The sequence below is a fragment of the Streptomyces sp. IMTB 2501 genome, assembly GCF_001953885.1.
GTDB lineage: Bacteria > Actinomycetota > Actinomycetes > Streptomycetales > Streptomycetaceae > Streptomyces.
The window spans coordinates 36848-52466 of record NZ_MQUS01000004.1; the positions used below are offsets into that span (position 1 = coordinate 36848).

The 15619-nt window shown below is 69.7% G+C and carries 10 protein-coding genes and 3 pseudogenes; 4 read left to right on the plus strand and 9 right to left on the minus strand.

Annotated elements, in window-relative coordinates; translation table 11 throughout:
* Positions 1 to 48 precede the first annotated feature (48 nt).
* Positions 49 to 654: pseudogene (locus AV521_RS08640) on the minus strand (FUSC family protein); the annotation flags it as partial.
* 381 nt (positions 655 to 1035) lie between these two features.
* Here AV521_RS08640 and AV521_RS50595 point away from each other — a divergent pair.
* Positions 1036 to 1317, plus strand: a pseudogene (locus AV521_RS50595) (hypothetical protein); the annotation flags it as partial.
* Between the two features lie 110 nt (positions 1318 to 1427).
* On the opposite strand, the gene AV521_RS08650 reads toward AV521_RS50595, so the two are convergent.
* Positions 1428 to 1904, minus strand: coding sequence for a GtrA family protein (locus AV521_RS08650; RefSeq protein ID WP_079249179.1), 477 nt, complete (start codon positions 1902 to 1904; stop codon positions 1428 to 1430).
* A gap of 41 nt (positions 1905 to 1945) precedes the next feature.
* Here AV521_RS08650 and AV521_RS08655 point away from each other — a divergent pair, with 41 nt between their 5' ends.
* Positions 1946 to 2482, plus strand: a complete 537-nt coding sequence (locus AV521_RS08655) for a MarR family winged helix-turn-helix transcriptional regulator (RefSeq protein WP_076085919.1) — start codon at positions 1946 to 1948, stop codon at positions 2480 to 2482.
* Positions 2483 to 2524: 42 nt separating this feature from the next.
* Here the strand turns inward: AV521_RS08655 and AV521_RS08660 are convergent, their stop codons facing one another.
* On the minus strand, positions 2525 to 2959 hold the full coding sequence (locus AV521_RS08660) for an SPW repeat protein (protein WP_076085921.1): 435 nt from the start codon (positions 2957 to 2959) through the stop codon (positions 2525 to 2527).
* A 148-nt stretch (positions 2960 to 3107) separates the two neighbouring features.
* The gene (locus tag AV521_RS08665; RefSeq protein WP_076085923.1) at positions 3108 to 4787 is read right to left on the minus strand and encodes a chloride channel protein; all 1680 of its coding nucleotides are present in this window, start codon (positions 4785 to 4787) and stop codon (positions 3108 to 3110) included.
* Positions 4788 to 5212: 425 nt separating this feature from the next.
* Here AV521_RS08665 and AV521_RS08670 point away from each other — a divergent pair, with 425 nt between their 5' ends.
* On the plus strand, positions 5213 to 6460 hold the full coding sequence (locus AV521_RS08670) for an FAD-dependent monooxygenase (protein WP_076085925.1): 1248 nt from the start codon (positions 5213 to 5215) through the stop codon (positions 6458 to 6460).
* 512 nt (positions 6461 to 6972) lie between these two features.
* A complete protein-coding gene (locus AV521_RS08675) occupies positions 6973 to 7710 on the plus strand; it encodes a flavodoxin family protein (protein ID WP_076085927.1) in 738 nt (245 codons plus the stop codon).
* 727 nt (positions 7711 to 8437) lie between these two features.
* Here the strand turns inward: AV521_RS08675 and AV521_RS50600 are convergent.
* From AV521_RS50600 to AV521_RS08700, 5 genes and pseudogenes are all read right to left on the minus strand, one after another.
* A pseudogene (locus AV521_RS50600) lies at positions 8438 to 8908 on the minus strand (transposase); the annotation flags it as partial.
* Positions 8909 to 9513: 605 nt separating this feature from the next.
* Positions 9514 to 11976 carry a SpoIIE family protein phosphatase gene (locus AV521_RS08685; protein WP_076085929.1) on the minus strand — a complete coding sequence of 821 codons (2463 nt, stop codon included), beginning with the start codon at positions 11974 to 11976 and terminating at the stop codon, positions 9514 to 9516.
* 471 nt (positions 11977 to 12447) lie between these two features.
* Positions 12448 to 13632 (minus strand): cytochrome P450, encoded by a 1185-nt coding sequence (locus AV521_RS08690; protein ID WP_076085932.1) that lies wholly within the window; start codon positions 13630 to 13632, stop codon positions 12448 to 12450.
* A gap of 30 nt (positions 13633 to 13662) precedes the next feature.
* Complete coding sequence (locus AV521_RS08695; RefSeq protein ID WP_076085935.1) at positions 13663 to 15018, minus strand: NAD(P)/FAD-dependent oxidoreductase; 1356 nt, start codon at positions 15016 to 15018, stop codon at positions 13663 to 13665.
* Complete coding sequence (locus AV521_RS08700) at positions 15008 to 15217, minus strand: ferredoxin (RefSeq protein WP_076086686.1); 210 nt, start codon at positions 15215 to 15217, stop codon at positions 15008 to 15010. The genes AV521_RS08695 and AV521_RS08700 overlap by 11 nt, the downstream gene beginning before the upstream one ends.
* Between the last annotated feature and the right edge of the window lie 402 nt (positions 15218 to 15619).

Below are 15619 nucleotides of genomic sequence, written 5' to 3' on the forward strand. Positions count from 1 at the left end.
CGACTCAGACCCCGCCAACCCCGCCCCCGCGCCGGCCGGTGCCGGACAGGCTCCCACCAGCCGTGACCCCGACGGTGCACGCAGGGGCTCGGCGAGGGCTCGTTCCAGGCCGTGCAGGTGGACCAGGGCGGGCTCGGCGGGCGGCTCGGCGGGGCGGTGGACGGGCTCCGGACGGCTCGCGGTGAGGGCCTCGACGGCGGCCTCCACGCGTCGGCAGGCCGCGGTCAGCCGGGCGTCGTGGGAGGCCTCGGGATCGGCGGCGACCGCCACCAGGCCACGAACCGCGCGGGCGCAGTCGTCGAGAAGGGCGAGGACACGGCGGGCGCGCGCCTTGCGGGCCGGCATCGGGTTCAGCGGGTGCACCAGCGGGGCCACCGCGAGCCGGACCCGGCCGAGCAACTGCTCCAGTTCGGCCACGCGCGGCGCCGGGTCGGCGGTCGCGGAGCCCGCGAGCCGGGCCGCGGCCTCGGCCGTACAGGCGTGGACGCAGCGCAGGGCCCGCTGGATCCAGGCGTCCGTGATGGCGTGGGTGGTGACCGGCAGGACGAACAGCACGGCGAGCGCGGCGCCGAGCGCGCCCACACCGGTCTCGGCGATACGCAGGGCGAGCAGGCCGGGATTCAGGACGCCGAGGAGGCCGTAGAGCAGTTCAGACCCCCGCGCCGAACGGTGCTACGCAACCGTCCCACCGCTCCCGGCACATCCGCATGACCTAACCGCTCCCGGGAGACTTCGTCCGAACCGGCACCGAACCTGCTCTGGACGGGATAACGATGAGCTGACTCCTCGTCCACCCATGACCGGCTTTGACGGACAGCCGAGCGGCGCGCCACACCGGCTGTCCGGTTCGCACCGAGAAGGAGCCGTCGGCCGAGCGGGGAACGATCAGATTTCCCGGGCTGGAACGCTGGCATCGGTCGGGAGTTCGGTTTCCGCCCACAGCCTCGCCAGCTACTGCCGATGCATCACCACTCAATTCACGCGGAGGCCCGCCGTGACACCGCATTCAGAACGGTGCCGTTCCCGGAAAGCCCTGGTGGTCAGGGTGCGGCCCGGAACGTCCGAGTCCCGTTCAAGGGGCGCCGCCTGAAGCTGTGGCAACTACGCCGCAAGACCACCCACGCCAAGATCCGCTGCGTCGGCGAGCAGGCCATGGCCGCGCTCAAGTGCCGGCGCCGCCTGCGCAAGCTGCGCTGCAGCACCAACCGCATCACCGCGGTCGTCAAGGCCGTCCTCACCCTTCACCTCGCGGCGCGTCCACGTACCGGATCCACTCGGAGAGCTGGCCGATCCGGTAAGCAAGCAGACCCAGCATGATCCGAGTGGCCTGCAGCACCGCTTCGTCACCGACCTCCTCGTCATCGCCCGCGTCGGAGAACCGCGTGTCGAAAACATCAGGCGTGTCGGTCGCATCGGGCGCGAGGGAGTCACTGCTGGCGGCGTCTGAAGACGACCGTCCGCAGTACCGTGAAGCGCACCACGGTCACCAGGGCGAAGCTCGGCGCAAGTACCAGGGTTTCCGCTGCTGGTGAGGCGGTGGGCCGGTAGTGACGGAGGAGCAGGACGGCGCCTGAGGTGACCAGATACGCCAGGACAAACAGGCCACCCGCGGTCAGATGCGCCTGGACGGCCCGGACCGGGGACCCGTGAAAGGTCAGCCGGCGGTTGGCCTCCGTGTTGAGGACGGTGACGACAAGCAGGGAGGTGAAATTGGCCAGGATGGGCGGCGACCACTGGCGCAGAACCCAGTACAGCATGGCCTGGGCCACCGTGGAGGCGACGCCGATCACGACGAACCAGAACACTTCCCTGGTCAGCGCGGTGCGGCCGAGCCAGGTGGCGGCGCTGCGCCGTGCGCTGGTGCTCTGCCACCACAGCCATGCGGGAGGAAAGTCTGTTCGCATCGAGTGAGAAGGCAGTGGCTTCGGCAAGGTAGAAAGGACACATGCCGGAGCGTGAGCCCCCTGCGGGAACCATGGACGACGTTGATGCGGTCACCCGGGCGGTCCTGACCGCGTCCCGGCTGCTGGTGGCGGTCTCCGCCCGTTCCCTCGCCGAGGTCGAGGAGCGCGTGACCCTCCCGCAGTTCCGGATGCTGGTCGTGCTGGCCACCCGGGGGGAGACCAAGCTGGTCGCGCTCGCCGAGCTTCTCCAGGTGGCCCCCTCCACCGCCATGCGCATGGTCGACCGGCTCATCGCCGCCGGACTCGCCGACCGCAAAGCCAATCCCGCCAACCGCCGCGAGACTCTGCTGCGGCTGACCGAGGAAGGCGGGCGCACCGTCGAGGAAGTCACCGCCCGGCGTCGCGCCGAGATCGCCGGCATCGTCGAACGGCTCCGCCCGACCGAGCGCCTCGCGCTCGTCGAGGCGCTCAACGCCTTCAACGAGGCGGGAGGCGAGCCTTTGGCCCCGGCAGCGGACGCCCCGGAGCCGCACCCGCTCGGCTGGATGGGGGACGGAGCGATGGCGCACGACGCCTGACACGCACGGCAGCTTGTCATGGCATGGGCGGATCCGTGTTGCCTACCCCGATGCGTCGGCAGCCAGATTCGCGGCGAACAGGCCAAGCAGGCACACAGCGCCGCCCGCGCACGTGTTGCTCCACACGATCCCGGGCGACACACCGTGGGATGCCGTCACGACCGTCGGGGAGAGGATCAGCCAGAGGCCGAGCGGCATCATGGTCCATGCGAATCGGTGCATCCGCTGTGGAGCGAGGGGGGTTTCGATAGCGAGAAGGGCGACGCCAAGCCCCGTGATCAGGTTGTTCGCCGTGAGATAGGGGTTCGTCCTGTAGAAGTGGATCACCCAGGGCGAGATCGCCGCATAGATGCCAGCCAGCAGCATGAAGCCGTCAACGACGGCTGCCGGGCTGCTTGTGGTCGCGACCTCGCGGCCAGCCCTCATCCCGGTCGATCCAGGCGCACGGAATACGGCCGAGTGACGTGGATACGACATGGCAGTCGATCCCCTCTCACATGAGGACGTTTCCATTATGCGAAGAAAGTCCGGATTGAGCTCTCCGCGGCTGTCGCATCCGCCCTTTTTCAGCAGACTCGGATCAGCCGGCCGTTGACCGCCGGGCCGTGAAGAGCCCGGTGGGCGCTCAGGCAGTCGCCTGCACCGCGCGCAACGCGCTCTGGTGGCTGAGCCAGCCCACCGGCTTGCCCTGCTCGGCGTCGAGCACGGGCACCCCGGTCCCGGCGGCTGACAGCAGGGTGTGCAGTGCCTGCGCGAGGGGCTGGTCGGCGGTGACCGCTGCGGGCGGCGCGGCGAGCTGTCCGACGAGTGCAGGGGCGCTTTCCGGCTGTTCCGCGAGAGCCTCGGCCACTGCCTGCGCCGTGACGACGCCGACGTACCGGCCGGCGGCGTCCATGACAGGGAGGGCGCCGTGGCCCGAGAGGCTGAGCAGGTCGGCGGCGTCGGTCAGGGACGTGGCCGCGGGCAGGGCGGAGGGGAGCGGTTCCATGACGGCGCCCACGTGCTGGCCGCCGATCGCCGCCCCGGGGACGGGGCCTTCGAGGTCGATGCCACGCCGGCGCAGCTTGAGGGTGTAGATGGTGTCGCGGGAGAGCAGGCGACTGGCGGCGGTGGCCAGCACGATGGCCAGCATGAGCGGGAGGATGATCGAGTACTCGCCGGTCAACTCGAACAGGATGACCACGGCAGTGATCGGCGCCCGGGCCGCGCCGGCGAACACCGCACCCATGCCGATCAGGGCGTACGCGCCCACCGCGCCGGCCGTGCCGGGTATCAGGTCATGGACGCCGATGCCGTACGCCGAGCCGAGCATCGCGCCGATGAACAGACTGGGCGCGAAGACACCGCCGGACCCGCCTATGCCGATGGTCAGGCTGGTCGCCAGCATCTTGCCCACCAGCAGCAGGAGCAGGAAGCCGACCGCATAGCCGCCCTCCGTGGCCTTCTCCAGCACGGGGTAGCCGACGCCGTACATCTGCGGTAGGGCCAACAGCACCAGGCCGAGCGCCAGTCCGCCGACCGCGGGGCGCAGCCACTCCGGGCCGCGCCACAGCCAGTCACAGGCGTCCTCGACCATGTACAGGAATCGCGCGAAGCCCATCCCGACCACAGCGGCAACCACGCCAAGCAGGACGAACAGCCCGTACTGGGCAAGGTGGTCGACGTGGAACGCGGGCAGGTTCAGGAAGGCGACGTCACCGAAGGACGCGCGTCCGATGATGCTCGCGGTCACGCTGGCCAACACGGTTGCGCCGAAGGCTTCCGCGCTGAAAGTACCGAGGATCAGTTCCATGGCGAAGAAGACACCGGCCAGGGGAGCATTGAAGGTGGCCGCGATGCCGCCCGCCGCCCCACATGCGACCAAGAGCTTCGTACGGCCCTCCGCAGCCCTCGTCACACGGCCGAGGGTGGAGCCGAGCGCCGAGCCGATCTGCACGATCGGCCCCTCGCGGCCCACCGAGCCGCCGGAACCGATGGTCAGCGCGGAGGCCAGCGTCTTGACGACGGCGACCTTCGGGCTGATCCGCCCGCCGCGCTGAGCCACGGCCAGCATCACCTCCGGCACACCGTGCCCACGGGCCTCCTTGGCGAACCGGTTCACGAGCGGGCCGTAGAGCAGGCCGCCGATCACCGGGGTGAGCAGCACGAAGTACGGGCCCAGCCACGGCACGTGCGGATTGCTCGCGCCGGGGGAAGCGGAGTAGTCAGAGTGACCGGACAGCAGACCGGTGAAGGTCTTGATGCACCAACGGAAGACGACCGAGCCCGCGCCGGCCCCGGCGCCGACCACCACGGCCAGCGCCATCACACCCCAAGGGGCGTTCCGCAGGCTCGCGATCACCGGCGCCGGTGCAAGGCCCTTTGCCGCCGTGCCGGCCCCTTGTCCTCTGCCTGTTGCTGCCCGTATGCCGCTCATCGATTCCCCTTCCTTACTTTTGCATTATGCAAAAGATGTCAGGGGTGTGCACCACCTGCCCGCCTCTTGGGACCGAACGACCCTCGACACCCGCTTCCGCACGCGCCAGGAGCGCTTTCGCCGGCATTCCCTTGGGTTTGGTCGGCCAGCGCGCAGCATGCCGCCTGCCCAGCCCTCGCATGTGTGGCGACGGCAACTAACCTTCACCCGGTCGTCGGTCCACTCCAGTGCGCATTCATCGCCCGTGGGCCATCTTGACGCACAAGCTTTGCATGATGCAAAACTTAGGTGACGGAGAGAGGCGGTGCAAACCGATGAGGGTCGTCATCTGTGGGGCCGGGATCGCGGGACTCGCGCTGGCCGGCCGGCTGCACAACGTGCTCGGCTGGGACGTCGTCGTCCTGGAGAAGGAACCGCGGCCCCGCACCGACGGTTACATGATCGACTTCTTCGGGACCGGATACGACGCGGCCGAGGCCATGGGCATGCTGCCCTCCCTGGAGGATCTGAGCTATCAGGTTTCCGAGGCGGCTCTCGTGGACGAGCACGGCGAGTACCGGGTGCGGCTCCGCTACGACCGCTTCGCCCGCTTCCTGAACGGGCGCCTGCTGAGCATCATGCGGCCCGACCTCGAACTCGCCCTGCGGGAGCGGCTGTCCCTCGCGGTGCGTCTGCGCTTCGGCGTGGGGCCGGCCCGCGTCGATGCCCGGCCGGACGGAGTGCGCGTCACCCTCACCGACGGCGACAGCATCGACGCCGACCTACTCGTCGGCGCCGACGGCATCCACTCCACCGTGCGCGCCCTGGTCTTCGGCGAGGAGGCACGGTACGTCCACCATCTCGGCTACCACACCGCCGCATTCACCTTCGACGACCCCGAGACGCACGCGGAAGTCGGCGACCGGTTCTGCCTCACCGACACCGTCGGCCGGCAGATGGGGCTGTACGCGCTGCGCGACGGCACGGTCGCCGTGTTCGCCGTGCACCGCGCCACCGACGCCCCTCGCCCCAGGGACGTGCAGGCGGCGTTGCGCCACGAGTACGGCACGCTCGGCTGGCTCGTACCTCGCGTCCTGGCGAACTGCCCGCCGTCTTCCCGGATTTACTACGACCATGTCGCACAGACGACCCTCCCGGCCTGGAGCCGCGGCCGGGTCGTCCTGGTCGGTGACGCCTGCCAGGCGGTCTCCCTCCTCGCCGCACAAGGCGCCTCCCTGGCGATCGGCGCCGCATACGTCCTGGCCGACCAACTCGCCCGCACCTCCCACATCGAGGACGCACTGCACGGCTACGAACGGCTCTGGCGGCCCGTCATCACGCACAAGCAGCGTGCCGCCCGGCGAGTGGCCCGCTGGTTCATACCCGAATCACCACGACACCTACGGGTCCGCCGGACCGCCCTCCGGCTTTCCAACCTGCCTGGTGCACAACGCCTCGCGGGCATCTCGCTCACAGGAAGGCAGGGACCACCTCTGCGCCGACTCGCCTCGATTCCGTCGTGGGTGACCGAGAACCATGGCTCCGGCGCCGTACGGGAGGGAGCAAGACCACGCAGACCGTGAACACCTTCGGGGTGTCGCCGGCCACGCGCCCCGGAAAGGCCCCGATGTCCGCCAGCCCGAGCACCATGACCACCCCCCTACGCAGAGCCGTCGAAGCCGCCCACCGGCAGTCATGAGCCGGGCTGCTACATCCGGATGCGTCCCGCGTTCGTCTTGTCGGTCGGCTCTGAGTAATTCCGTGGAGGTTCAGTGTGCCAGCGCCGAGTACGTCGCCGGAATCGCCTGGACGGGCTGGGTCTGCCGGGCCAAGAGCCCTGCCGCCCTCAACTTTCTTATCTGTAGTGACGTTCGGAGGCTCATCGGGCAGGTGTGGGACGAGGCGGGTGCCGCTGTGGGAGCTGGTGGGCCCTGGACACCGAGCGTGCCACTGTGGGTGGTGGCGATGGAGCGGGCATGCCGGGGCCGTTCGGCGGCGTCGGGGTGGCGGTTGCCGCGGGCGTCCCACACGCTGGAGCCGGATATGGACGTGCGCCGCCGAGCATCGAGCTGCGCAGAGGGTTCTGGAGGACCGCGTGACTGCTTCGTCGCCCGCCGCCGACGCACCGCTGGCCCGGTACGACGACCTGCGTGCCCTGGTGATCAACTGCACCCTCAAGCGCTCGCCTGAGACCAGCAACACTCAGGGGCTCATCGACCGGAGCACCGCGATCCTGGACGCGCAAGGAGTGCACGTAGATGTCGTAAGAGCCGTTGACCACGACATCGCCACAGGGGTGTGGCCCGACATGACGGAACACGGCTGGGAGACGGACGCCTGGCCGGACCTGTACCTGCAGGTCATGGAGGCCGACATCCTCGTCCTGGCCGGCCCGATCTGGCTGGGCGACAACAGCTCCGTGATGAAGCGGGTGATCGAACGCCTCTACGCCTGCTCCAGCCTGCTCAACGAACGCGGCCAGTACTCCTATTACGGCCGGGTCGGTGGCTGCCTGATCACGGGCAACGAGGACGGCGTCAAGCACTGCGCCATGAACGTCCTCTACAGCCTCCAGCATCTGGGCTACACCATCCCTCCCCAGGCCGATGCCGGATGGATCGGCGAGGCCGGCCCCGGCCCCTCCTACCTCGACCCCGGTTCGGGCGGCCCGGAGAACGACTTCACCAACCGCAACACCACCTTCATGACCTGGAACCTGCTGCACCTGGCACGGGTTCTGAAGGATCTCGGCGGCATTCCCGCCTACGGCAACCAGCGCACCGCATGGGACGCGGGCTGCCGCCGTGACTACGAGAACCCCGAACACCGCTAGGCACGGGGGCGGCAAGGGCAGCGGCGTCGGTCGGAAGCAGGGGTCCGTCCCCGCGCCGGTCACGGCCCTGGCGCCGTTGCCGCTCATGCGGCCCGGAGGGAGGAAGGGATGCAGTGGATGGGCTACGCGGCGTGTATGAGCTTGATCCCTCTTCCGCGCCGGCTACTGGTTGGTGACGCGGGAACCGGCCAGGACGGCCGGGATGATGTCTCACACCACGTCCGCCGGCGGAGAGCTGGATCCTGTCGCTGAGTCGGTCGCCGTCAACAGCGACCACGCCGGCGAGTACGCGGCTGTGCATGCTCCGAAGATGGCGGACGGGGCTGACCCCACATAGGGCGGCGAAGGACGCCTCGGTATTCAGCTGCTCGGAGTTGTCCCCCGTGGTGATCAGCAGGGTGACGGCGCTGTCCAGGCCGGTGCCCACCGGTACGAGTAGCTGTGGGGCATGGTGTTCGACGAGCTGGGTCAGGCGTTGGTTCAGCTCATTGATCTGCCCGGTGAGCTGTTCGATGCGCTCGGCGAGCATTCTCAGGGCGATATGGGTGGCCTGGGCCACCGCGCCCTCGCCGTCCTCGCCGTCGCCTGGGCCGAGGCGTGCGCAGATGCGGAACAGCTCGCGGTTGCCCAGGCTGGACAGTCGTTCCCGCAGTGTGGGATCGGCGACGACCAGGACGGCTTTGAGCTGGTTGATCGCCTGGGTACGGGCCTTGACCGCGGAGTCCTTGGCGAGCTTGAAGGTCCGGGCGCTGTGTACCGGACCATCGCCGGACTTGGCCCGGGCCCGGGCGCGGCCACTGAGCACGGCCCGCGCGGCGGCCTGCGCGTCGAGCGGGTCCGACTTCCCCAGTAGCCGGCGGGCTGAGCGGTCGGGGCGGTTCACTTCGTATATCTCGACCTGCTGTGCCAGCAGGTAGCGGGACAGGCCCGCGCCGAAGGTGCCGGTGCCCTCCACACCGGCCCGGCGCACCGTCCCCCGCTTGTGGGCCCACACGAGCAGCCGCCGGTAGCCGGCCGCCGTCGCCGGAAAGGACTCGGCGTCCAGGATCTTCCCCAGCGGGGACACCACGGCGGCGACGTGCACCTCACCGTGCGTGTCCACGCCCAGTACGACCTCTCTCCGCACGGGAGGATCCGTACTGGAGGAGGTGCTGCGCTGTCTGGTCGTCATGGCGGTTCGCCTCCCGCGTGGTGACATGCTGAGTGGATGGCAGACGCTCCCGAGGCCGGCAGCGACCGGAACTGGTGAGCCGGTCGACGATTGCGGTGGTCTACGCCCGGCCTGGCGAGGGCGGGTGGATCGTGCGATGAGGCAACGCTCGGGAACTGGCAAGTCGCCTCATCACCACGGCTGCGGCCTCTGCGGTGAAGAGCAGGGCCGGCCAACGTCCCGTGCGCTGTGCCACGCCAAACGGTTCGTCCGCACCCGTGCCACAGCCGTGCCTGTCCGAATGCCGGCACGTGCGTGGCCCTGCTCATGTCGTCCGGGAGGTCGGCCACCGGTTCCCGCACGGGGCGGCCGTGGACGTCGTCGGCGTGGAACCCCGTCAGATCCTCTGCTGTCCCGGTCCCCCTCACCACAACGCCTCGGTCGTCCAGCACCGCGACTGCCGGCCGTCCAGGGCGGACATCCCGGCCGGGACCGGCACCAGAGACACTGATAGCTGCTGGGGAGGCGCCTACCGAGTTGGCGTTTTCACCATTCACTGGGTGGTCCGTGACGCGGGCTTCCTTGTGAGAGCCTGCGGCTACGATAGATCGACACGCGTGGACGACCGCCGTCGCGCGCGGCTCGCCGACGGGTCACAGGGCACCGGCCCTGGCGGGCAGGTCCTGTTCGGCCCAGACGACCTTGCCGTCCGTTGCACAGCGGGATCCCCACCTGCGCGAGAGCTGGGCGACCAGGTGGAGGCCGCGGCCGTGCTCGTCGAGTGTGTGGGGACGGCGGGGGCGTGGCTGGCCGGTGTTGCTGTCGAAGACCTCGCACGTCAGCATCCGGTGCTGGATGAGCCGTAGCCGGCTGGGTCCGCCGCCGTGGCGGATGGCATTGGTGACCAGTTCACTCACGATCGACTCCACGGGCGTCACGAGCGGCTCCAGTCCCCATTCCCTGAGCTGACGGGCGGCCAGGTGCCGAGCTGTTGTGACGGTGACCGGTTCGTTCGGCAGGTCCCAGGAGGCGACCTGGGCGGGCTCGAACGCGCGGGTCCGGGCAAGGAGCAGGGTGACATCGTCGGCCGGTGTGCGCCTTTGCGAGGTCTCCATCACTCGGGAGCACATCTCCTCCAGGGACCCGCCCGGCTGTGCCAGGGCGGCGCCCAGGCGGCGCAGGCCGACGTCGATGTCCTCGTCCCGGGACTCCACCAACCCGTCGGAGTAGAGAGCGAGCACACTTCCCTCGGGCAGTTCCAGTTCCACGGACTCGAAGGGAACCAGGTCCAGACCGAGGCCGAGCGGGGCTCCGGCGGGCATATCGGGGACGGTGACCCGGCCCTGTGCGCCGACGATCAGGGGCGGCGGATGCCCGGCGCGCGCCATGGTGCAGTGCCGGGTGACCGGGTCGTAGACGGCGTACAGACAGGTGGCGCCCACCACCGCGGGAGCCTGGCCGGAGTCATCGGTGTCCTCGTCGTTCAGCCGCCGGACCGTGTCGTCGAGGTGCGCCAGCAGTTCGTCCGGGGGCAGGTCGAGGTCGGCGAGCGTGCGCACAGCCGTGCGCAGCCTGCCCATGGTCGCCGCGGCGTTGATGCCGTGTCCGACCACGTCGCCCACGACGAGGGCCACCCGGGCGCCGGACAGCTCGATCACGTCGAACCAGTCGCCCCCCACACCGTGATCCATGTCGGCCGGCACATAGCGCGAGGCGACCTCGACGGCGGCACCGCCCTGCACACGGTGGGGCAGCAGGTCGCGTTGCAGCGTGAGGGCGGCAGTGCGTTCACGGGCGTACTGGAGCGCGTTGTCCAGGCAGAGTGCCGCCCGGGTGACCAGTTCCTCGGCGAGGAGCAGGTCGTCCTCCTGGAAGGGCGTCTCCTCCACGGAGCGACCGAACAACGCCAGTCCCAGCACGCAGCGCCGCGAACGGATGGGTACCACCATCAAGGAGTGGACGCCGCTGTCGCGTACCTTCTGCGCCCGCACCGGGTCGTGGTCGACCCAGGGGCCGGAGCGGGTGTCCAGCACCGGCTCCAGGTAGGACCGGCCCGTACGCACGGCGGCGGTGAACGGCGAGTCCGGGTGGGCGTGCACCACCTCTTCGCGCACCCACGGCAACTCCAGGACACCCAGGTCGACGGAGGCCACACCGGCACGACGCAGCAGCGGCGGACGGCCACTCATCGTGCCGATCCGAGCCGACGGCTCGACACCGAACGGAACAGACTCCACAAGGTCGACAAGGGCATGGTCGGCCAGCAGGGGCACGGTGAGCTCGGCCAGTTCCTGCCCGGTCTGCATCACGTCGAGAGTGCTGCCGATGCGCGTGCTGGCCTCGCTGAGGATGGCGAGGCGCTCGCGTGCCCGCCGATTTCCGGTGACGTCCACGGTCATGGAGCACACGCCCAGGGGCGCGCCGTCCGCACCCTGCAGGCAGAAGAACGAGGCCGAGAACGCATGTTCACGGCGCCGGTCGGTCGGCGGCCATGCCCGGTATTCGTGCACCCTCGTGGTCCCGCTCTCCAGCACCTGCCGCATCACCACCTCCAGCGCCTCGGCCTCGACGGCGGGCAGCGAGTCCTTGAGGCCACCCCCGAAGCGCCGGTGCCAAGGCACGCCGTCATGACGTTCCATGGCGTCGTTCGCCCAGACACAGCGCAGTCGCGGGTCATAGACGACGATGCCGATCGGGGCTCGGGCAAGGAGCGACTCCCGCACCGGTCCCCCGGTCGCCCCTGAGGACAAGGAATCGATGTCCGCCACGGACACCAGCCACCGGGTGCCTGCGTTCTGCCCTCGCAGCAGCGAGACCCGCAGCGTCATCCTGAGCGTGTGGCCGTCGCGGTGGCGTATCGCTACGGTCCCCGACCAGCCACCCTGCGCGCGGTGCTCCTCGGCGAAGGCCGACGCCCTCCGTGCCTCCTCGGGCGGCCGCAGCACGTGCGCGGCGGACCGGCCCACCACCTCCCCGGCCGAGTAGCCGACAAGCTGCTGCGCGGCCTGCGTCCACCCGACCACCATGCCCTCCGCATCGAGCATCGCGATCGCGGCATCGGGCATCTCAGGCGGGCTCACCGGCTCGGCGAGGGGGGTGTGGTCGGTGTATGTCATCGCGGTTCATCCCATCGGTGCGGAGGTGAAGAGAGCGTCGGCGTAGTGCCGCGGCTCTGTGTGCAGCGGTGGTGAACGACGTTGTCCGGTGCGGCACACGTGGGGCATATGCCTGTATGCCGCATTCTGCACATTTATGATGAAATAGTCAGATGTAATCCTTTCATCGTCAAGTCCTCATCAGGATTGATCGAATGATCAAATTCCGTGGATGCGTGTTTTCCGCCGCGGCGCGCCGGATGGGGGCGTCTGGCGTGCCGGTGGCAGCCCCGCTGGAATCCGCTGCGAACGCCGTCGCTCCGAGACCTGGGGGGCTCTCGAGTGGGCGGACGGGGTTTCGGCTCCTTCTCCAACCACTTCACGGGCAAGCCGAACCTGCGCCCGCATGGCCGGATCACACGGATGAGGCCGCGGCGGCCTCCGGCGCCCTCTTGCCGCTGCAGCCTGACGAGGGCGCCGTGCCCCTCCGCTTCATAGGTGGATGGGCAGGTGGCGGGGTCCGCGAAGCATGGCGTTCTGCCGGTAGGGGGGCGGGTCCTGGGCCAGGCTTGCCGTCGCGAGACAGGGAAGCAGCGCGCCGAGCGCGGCGTAAGCCTCGACACGGGCCAAGGGGCCGCCGTAGCAGGCATGGATGCCACTGCCGAAGCCGAGGTGCTGGTTGTCCGCGCGGGCGGGGTCGAACCGGTCGGGGTCGGGGAACCGCTGGGGGTCGCGGTTGCCGGAGGCGAGGGCCAGGATCACGGAGGCGCCTTGGGGGATGGGCGTACCGGCGACGTCCACGTCGGCGTGCGGGATGCGCTCGCGCATGTGGACCGGGGGCTCGTAGCGCAGCAGTTCCTCCACCGCACGCGGCAGCAGCTCCGGTTCCCGGCGCAGCCGGTCCAATTGCTCGGGCTGACGCAGGAAGGTGAGGGCGCCGTTGGCGATCAGGTTGACCGTGGTCTCGTGTCCGGCGATGAGGAGCAGTACGGCGGTTTCCGCGAGTTCCTCGTCGGTGAGCCGCAGGGCCGGGTCCGGCTCGTTGACGAAGGCGGAGAGCATGTCGTCGCCCGGCTTGCCACGGCGCTGCTCGGCCAGGTTCAACAGGTAGCCGCCCATCTCCATCCGTGCCTGGTCGCCGGCCTTGTCCGGCTCGGTGGAGTCGTCGTCGGGCCTGACGTCGGCGGCTGCGACGATCGCGTCGGACCAGGCCCGGAAGAGCGGCTCGTCCTCGTGCGGCACGCCGAGCAGGCGGCAGATCACGGTGACGGGCAGCGGGTAGGCGAAGTCGTCGACGATGTCGATCTGCCGGCCTGCCTCGAAGGGCTCCAGCAGTGCCTTGGTGATCCGGTCGATCTCGCCGCGCATGCCGTCGACCCGGCCAGGGCTGTGCGGGGGCCCGAAGGGCCGCATGGCGAGCGTGCGCAGCCTGTGGTGCTCGGGGTCGTCGAGCCGCAGGAACGGCGGCTTGTGGGTCACCTCGCCGCGGGTGCGGGGATCGGCACTCATCCGTGGGTCGTGGAGCAGAGCGGCTATGTGGTGGTAGGTGCCGATCAGGTAGCTGCCGTCGGCCTGCTGGACCACGGGACCGGCCTCGCGGAGTTCCGCGTACAGCGGATAGGGGTTGGGGCGGCTGGCGTAGTCGGTGATCCGTGCCAGCAAGGTCGCGGAGTCCATGGTGGCTCCTCGTAGGGGGCGGGATGTGGGCTACACCACCGTCAGCCGGCGGTCGGGAAGGTGACCGGTGAGTGCGACGGTCGGGCCGTGGGACAGCACGGAGGGGTCCGGTACGGCGGAGGGGATCGTGATGTCGGCGGCGATCGCACGGTCCTGCGCGCCGGGCGGGGGCGGGAAGGGAGCGGCGGTCTCGATCAGGTGCCGGTAGTAGTCGAGCGCCTTGGCCATGTCGACGGTGACGGCGGCGGTGACCCGGCCCTTGTATCCGTAGACCATCGCGAGCCGGCGTGCCTCCAGGGAGCCCTGGGCGATGACCACGTGGTCGGAGTAGGTGGGGACGCCCACCGACTTGATGTTGAGTCCGAACTGGGTCGACCAGAAGACCGGGATGGCCAGGTGCGGGCGCTGCAGCGGCCCCGGGTTGACCATGTTGTGGGCCGCGACCTCGGCCTGCTCGACCGCGTTGCCCCAGTGTTCCAGGGAGAGCATCTGGTAGCCGAACAGTGGGTGGGGGAAGCGGGAGACGTCGCCGGCCACGAAGACGTCGTCGGTGACGATCCCGTACATGTTGAAGGCCCGGCAGCCTGCGTCGCAGGCGATGCCGCGTGGACCCGCCGCCAGCCCGGACTCCGCCAGCCACTCCACGTTGCGGATCGCGCCCAGCGCCACGACGCACACGTCCGCCTCGACGCGGCTGCCGTCGGACAGCTGCGCGCCGGTGAAGGCGCCGTTGCCGTTCAGGGCGGTGACTGTCACCCCGGTGCGCAGGTCCACGCCGTGGTTGCGCTGCATGACGGCGGCGAGCTTGGACAGGGTGCCGCCGAGCGCACCTACCAGGGGTGCGGGGCCGCGTTCGGCGACGGTCACCTCAAGGCCCAGTTCCCGGCAGGCGGAGGCGATCTCGGAGCCGGTGAAGCCGCCGCCGATCACCAGTACCCGCTCTGGTCTCGCGGCCAGCCGCTCGGCCAGTCCCGCGCCGTCCTCGCGCGTGCGCAGGGTGAACACCCCGTCCAGGGCGCCTTCCTCCGGGTTGGGCCAGGGCCGTGCCCGGGTTCCGGTGGCGATCAGCAGCCGGTCGTAGGGCAGCGACTCGCCGTCGGCCAGCAGTACCCGTTTCGCCAGCAGGTCCACGCCGGTGGCGCGCACGCCGAGGCGCCACTCGGCGTCCGGGTCCCGCCGCATCGGCAGCTCAAGGGTGTCCGCCGTCGCCTGCCCGAGCAGCACCTGCTTGGAGAGCGGCGGCCGGTCGTAGGGCGCATGGGGCTCGTCCCCGACCACGGTCAGAGACCCGGTGAAGCCCTCCTCGCGCAGCGCCTCCGCGGCTCTCAGCCCGGCCAGCGACGCGCCGACGATGACGATACGGCCGTCTTTCAGGTCACCGGACACCGGTGCTCACCTCTTCCCCGAGGAGGATCGCCTGCACCGGGCACGCCGCCGCGGCCTGGCGTACCCGCTCCACCTGGTCGTCTCGGACGGCAGTGGCGTACAGCAGCCCCTCCTCCCCGTGCAGCTCGAACACCTCCGGGGCGAGGAACACGCACTGTGCATAGCCCTGGCAGCGTGTGAGGTCGACAACGGTCCGCATCTCCACCACTTCTTCCTCCGTTGTCACACCCCCCTCATCTCCAGCATGGGGCCAGACCCGGGTGCCTGCATGCCTTGTGATCGAGAGCTGGGATTCGGGCCGGCACGATGAGAGAGAAATGGATGAACCCCCGGGAACTACCTTCCAGTTGCCCATCAGCGTTCAGCGGTGACACCTCACCGAAGCAGTGGTGCACCCTGCGGTCAGCTCGTCCGGGTGACCCGAGTCACTGTCACCACCCCACCATTTCCATACGACGTATGGTTATCTTGGCGGGGCGATTCCATACAACGTATGGAACTGTTGCCCGGACAACGCCAGGCGCCTCACATCGCCTGCAAAAGCAGCCGTTGCTGCAGATCGCACCAACCGGAAGGAAAGATCATGAAGAAGCTCACGAGG

Bases quoted from the DNA above. Each gene is read 5' to 3' on its own strand.
- AV521_RS08700 (WP_076086686.1), bottom strand. From the start codon at position 15,217: ATGCGGACCGTTGTCGACCTCACACGCTGCCAGGGCTATGCACAGTGC.
- AV521_RS08650 (WP_079249179.1), bottom strand. From the start codon at position 1,904: ATGCGAACAGACTTTCCTCCCGCATGGCTGTGGTGGCAGAGCACCAGC.
- AV521_RS08685 (WP_076085929.1), bottom strand. From the start codon at position 11,976: ATGACATACACCGACCACACCCCCCTCGCCGAGCCGGTGAGCCCGCCT.
- AV521_RS08660 (WP_076085921.1), bottom strand. From the start codon at position 2,959: ATGTCGTATCCACGTCACTCGGCCGTATTCCGTGCGCCTGGATCGACC.
- AV521_RS08690 (WP_076085932.1), bottom strand. From the start codon at position 13,632: ATGGACTCCGCGACCTTGCTGGCACGGATCACCGACTACGCCAGCCGC.
- AV521_RS08670 (WP_076085925.1), top strand. From the start codon at position 5,213: ATGAGGGTCGTCATCTGTGGGGCCGGGATCGCGGGACTCGCGCTGGCC.
- AV521_RS08665 (WP_076085923.1), bottom strand. From the start codon at position 4,787: ATGGCGCTGGCCGTGGTGGTCGGCGCCGGGGCCGGCGCGGGCTCGGTC.
- AV521_RS08655 (WP_076085919.1), top strand. From the start codon at position 1,946: ATGCCGGAGCGTGAGCCCCCTGCGGGAACCATGGACGACGTTGATGCG.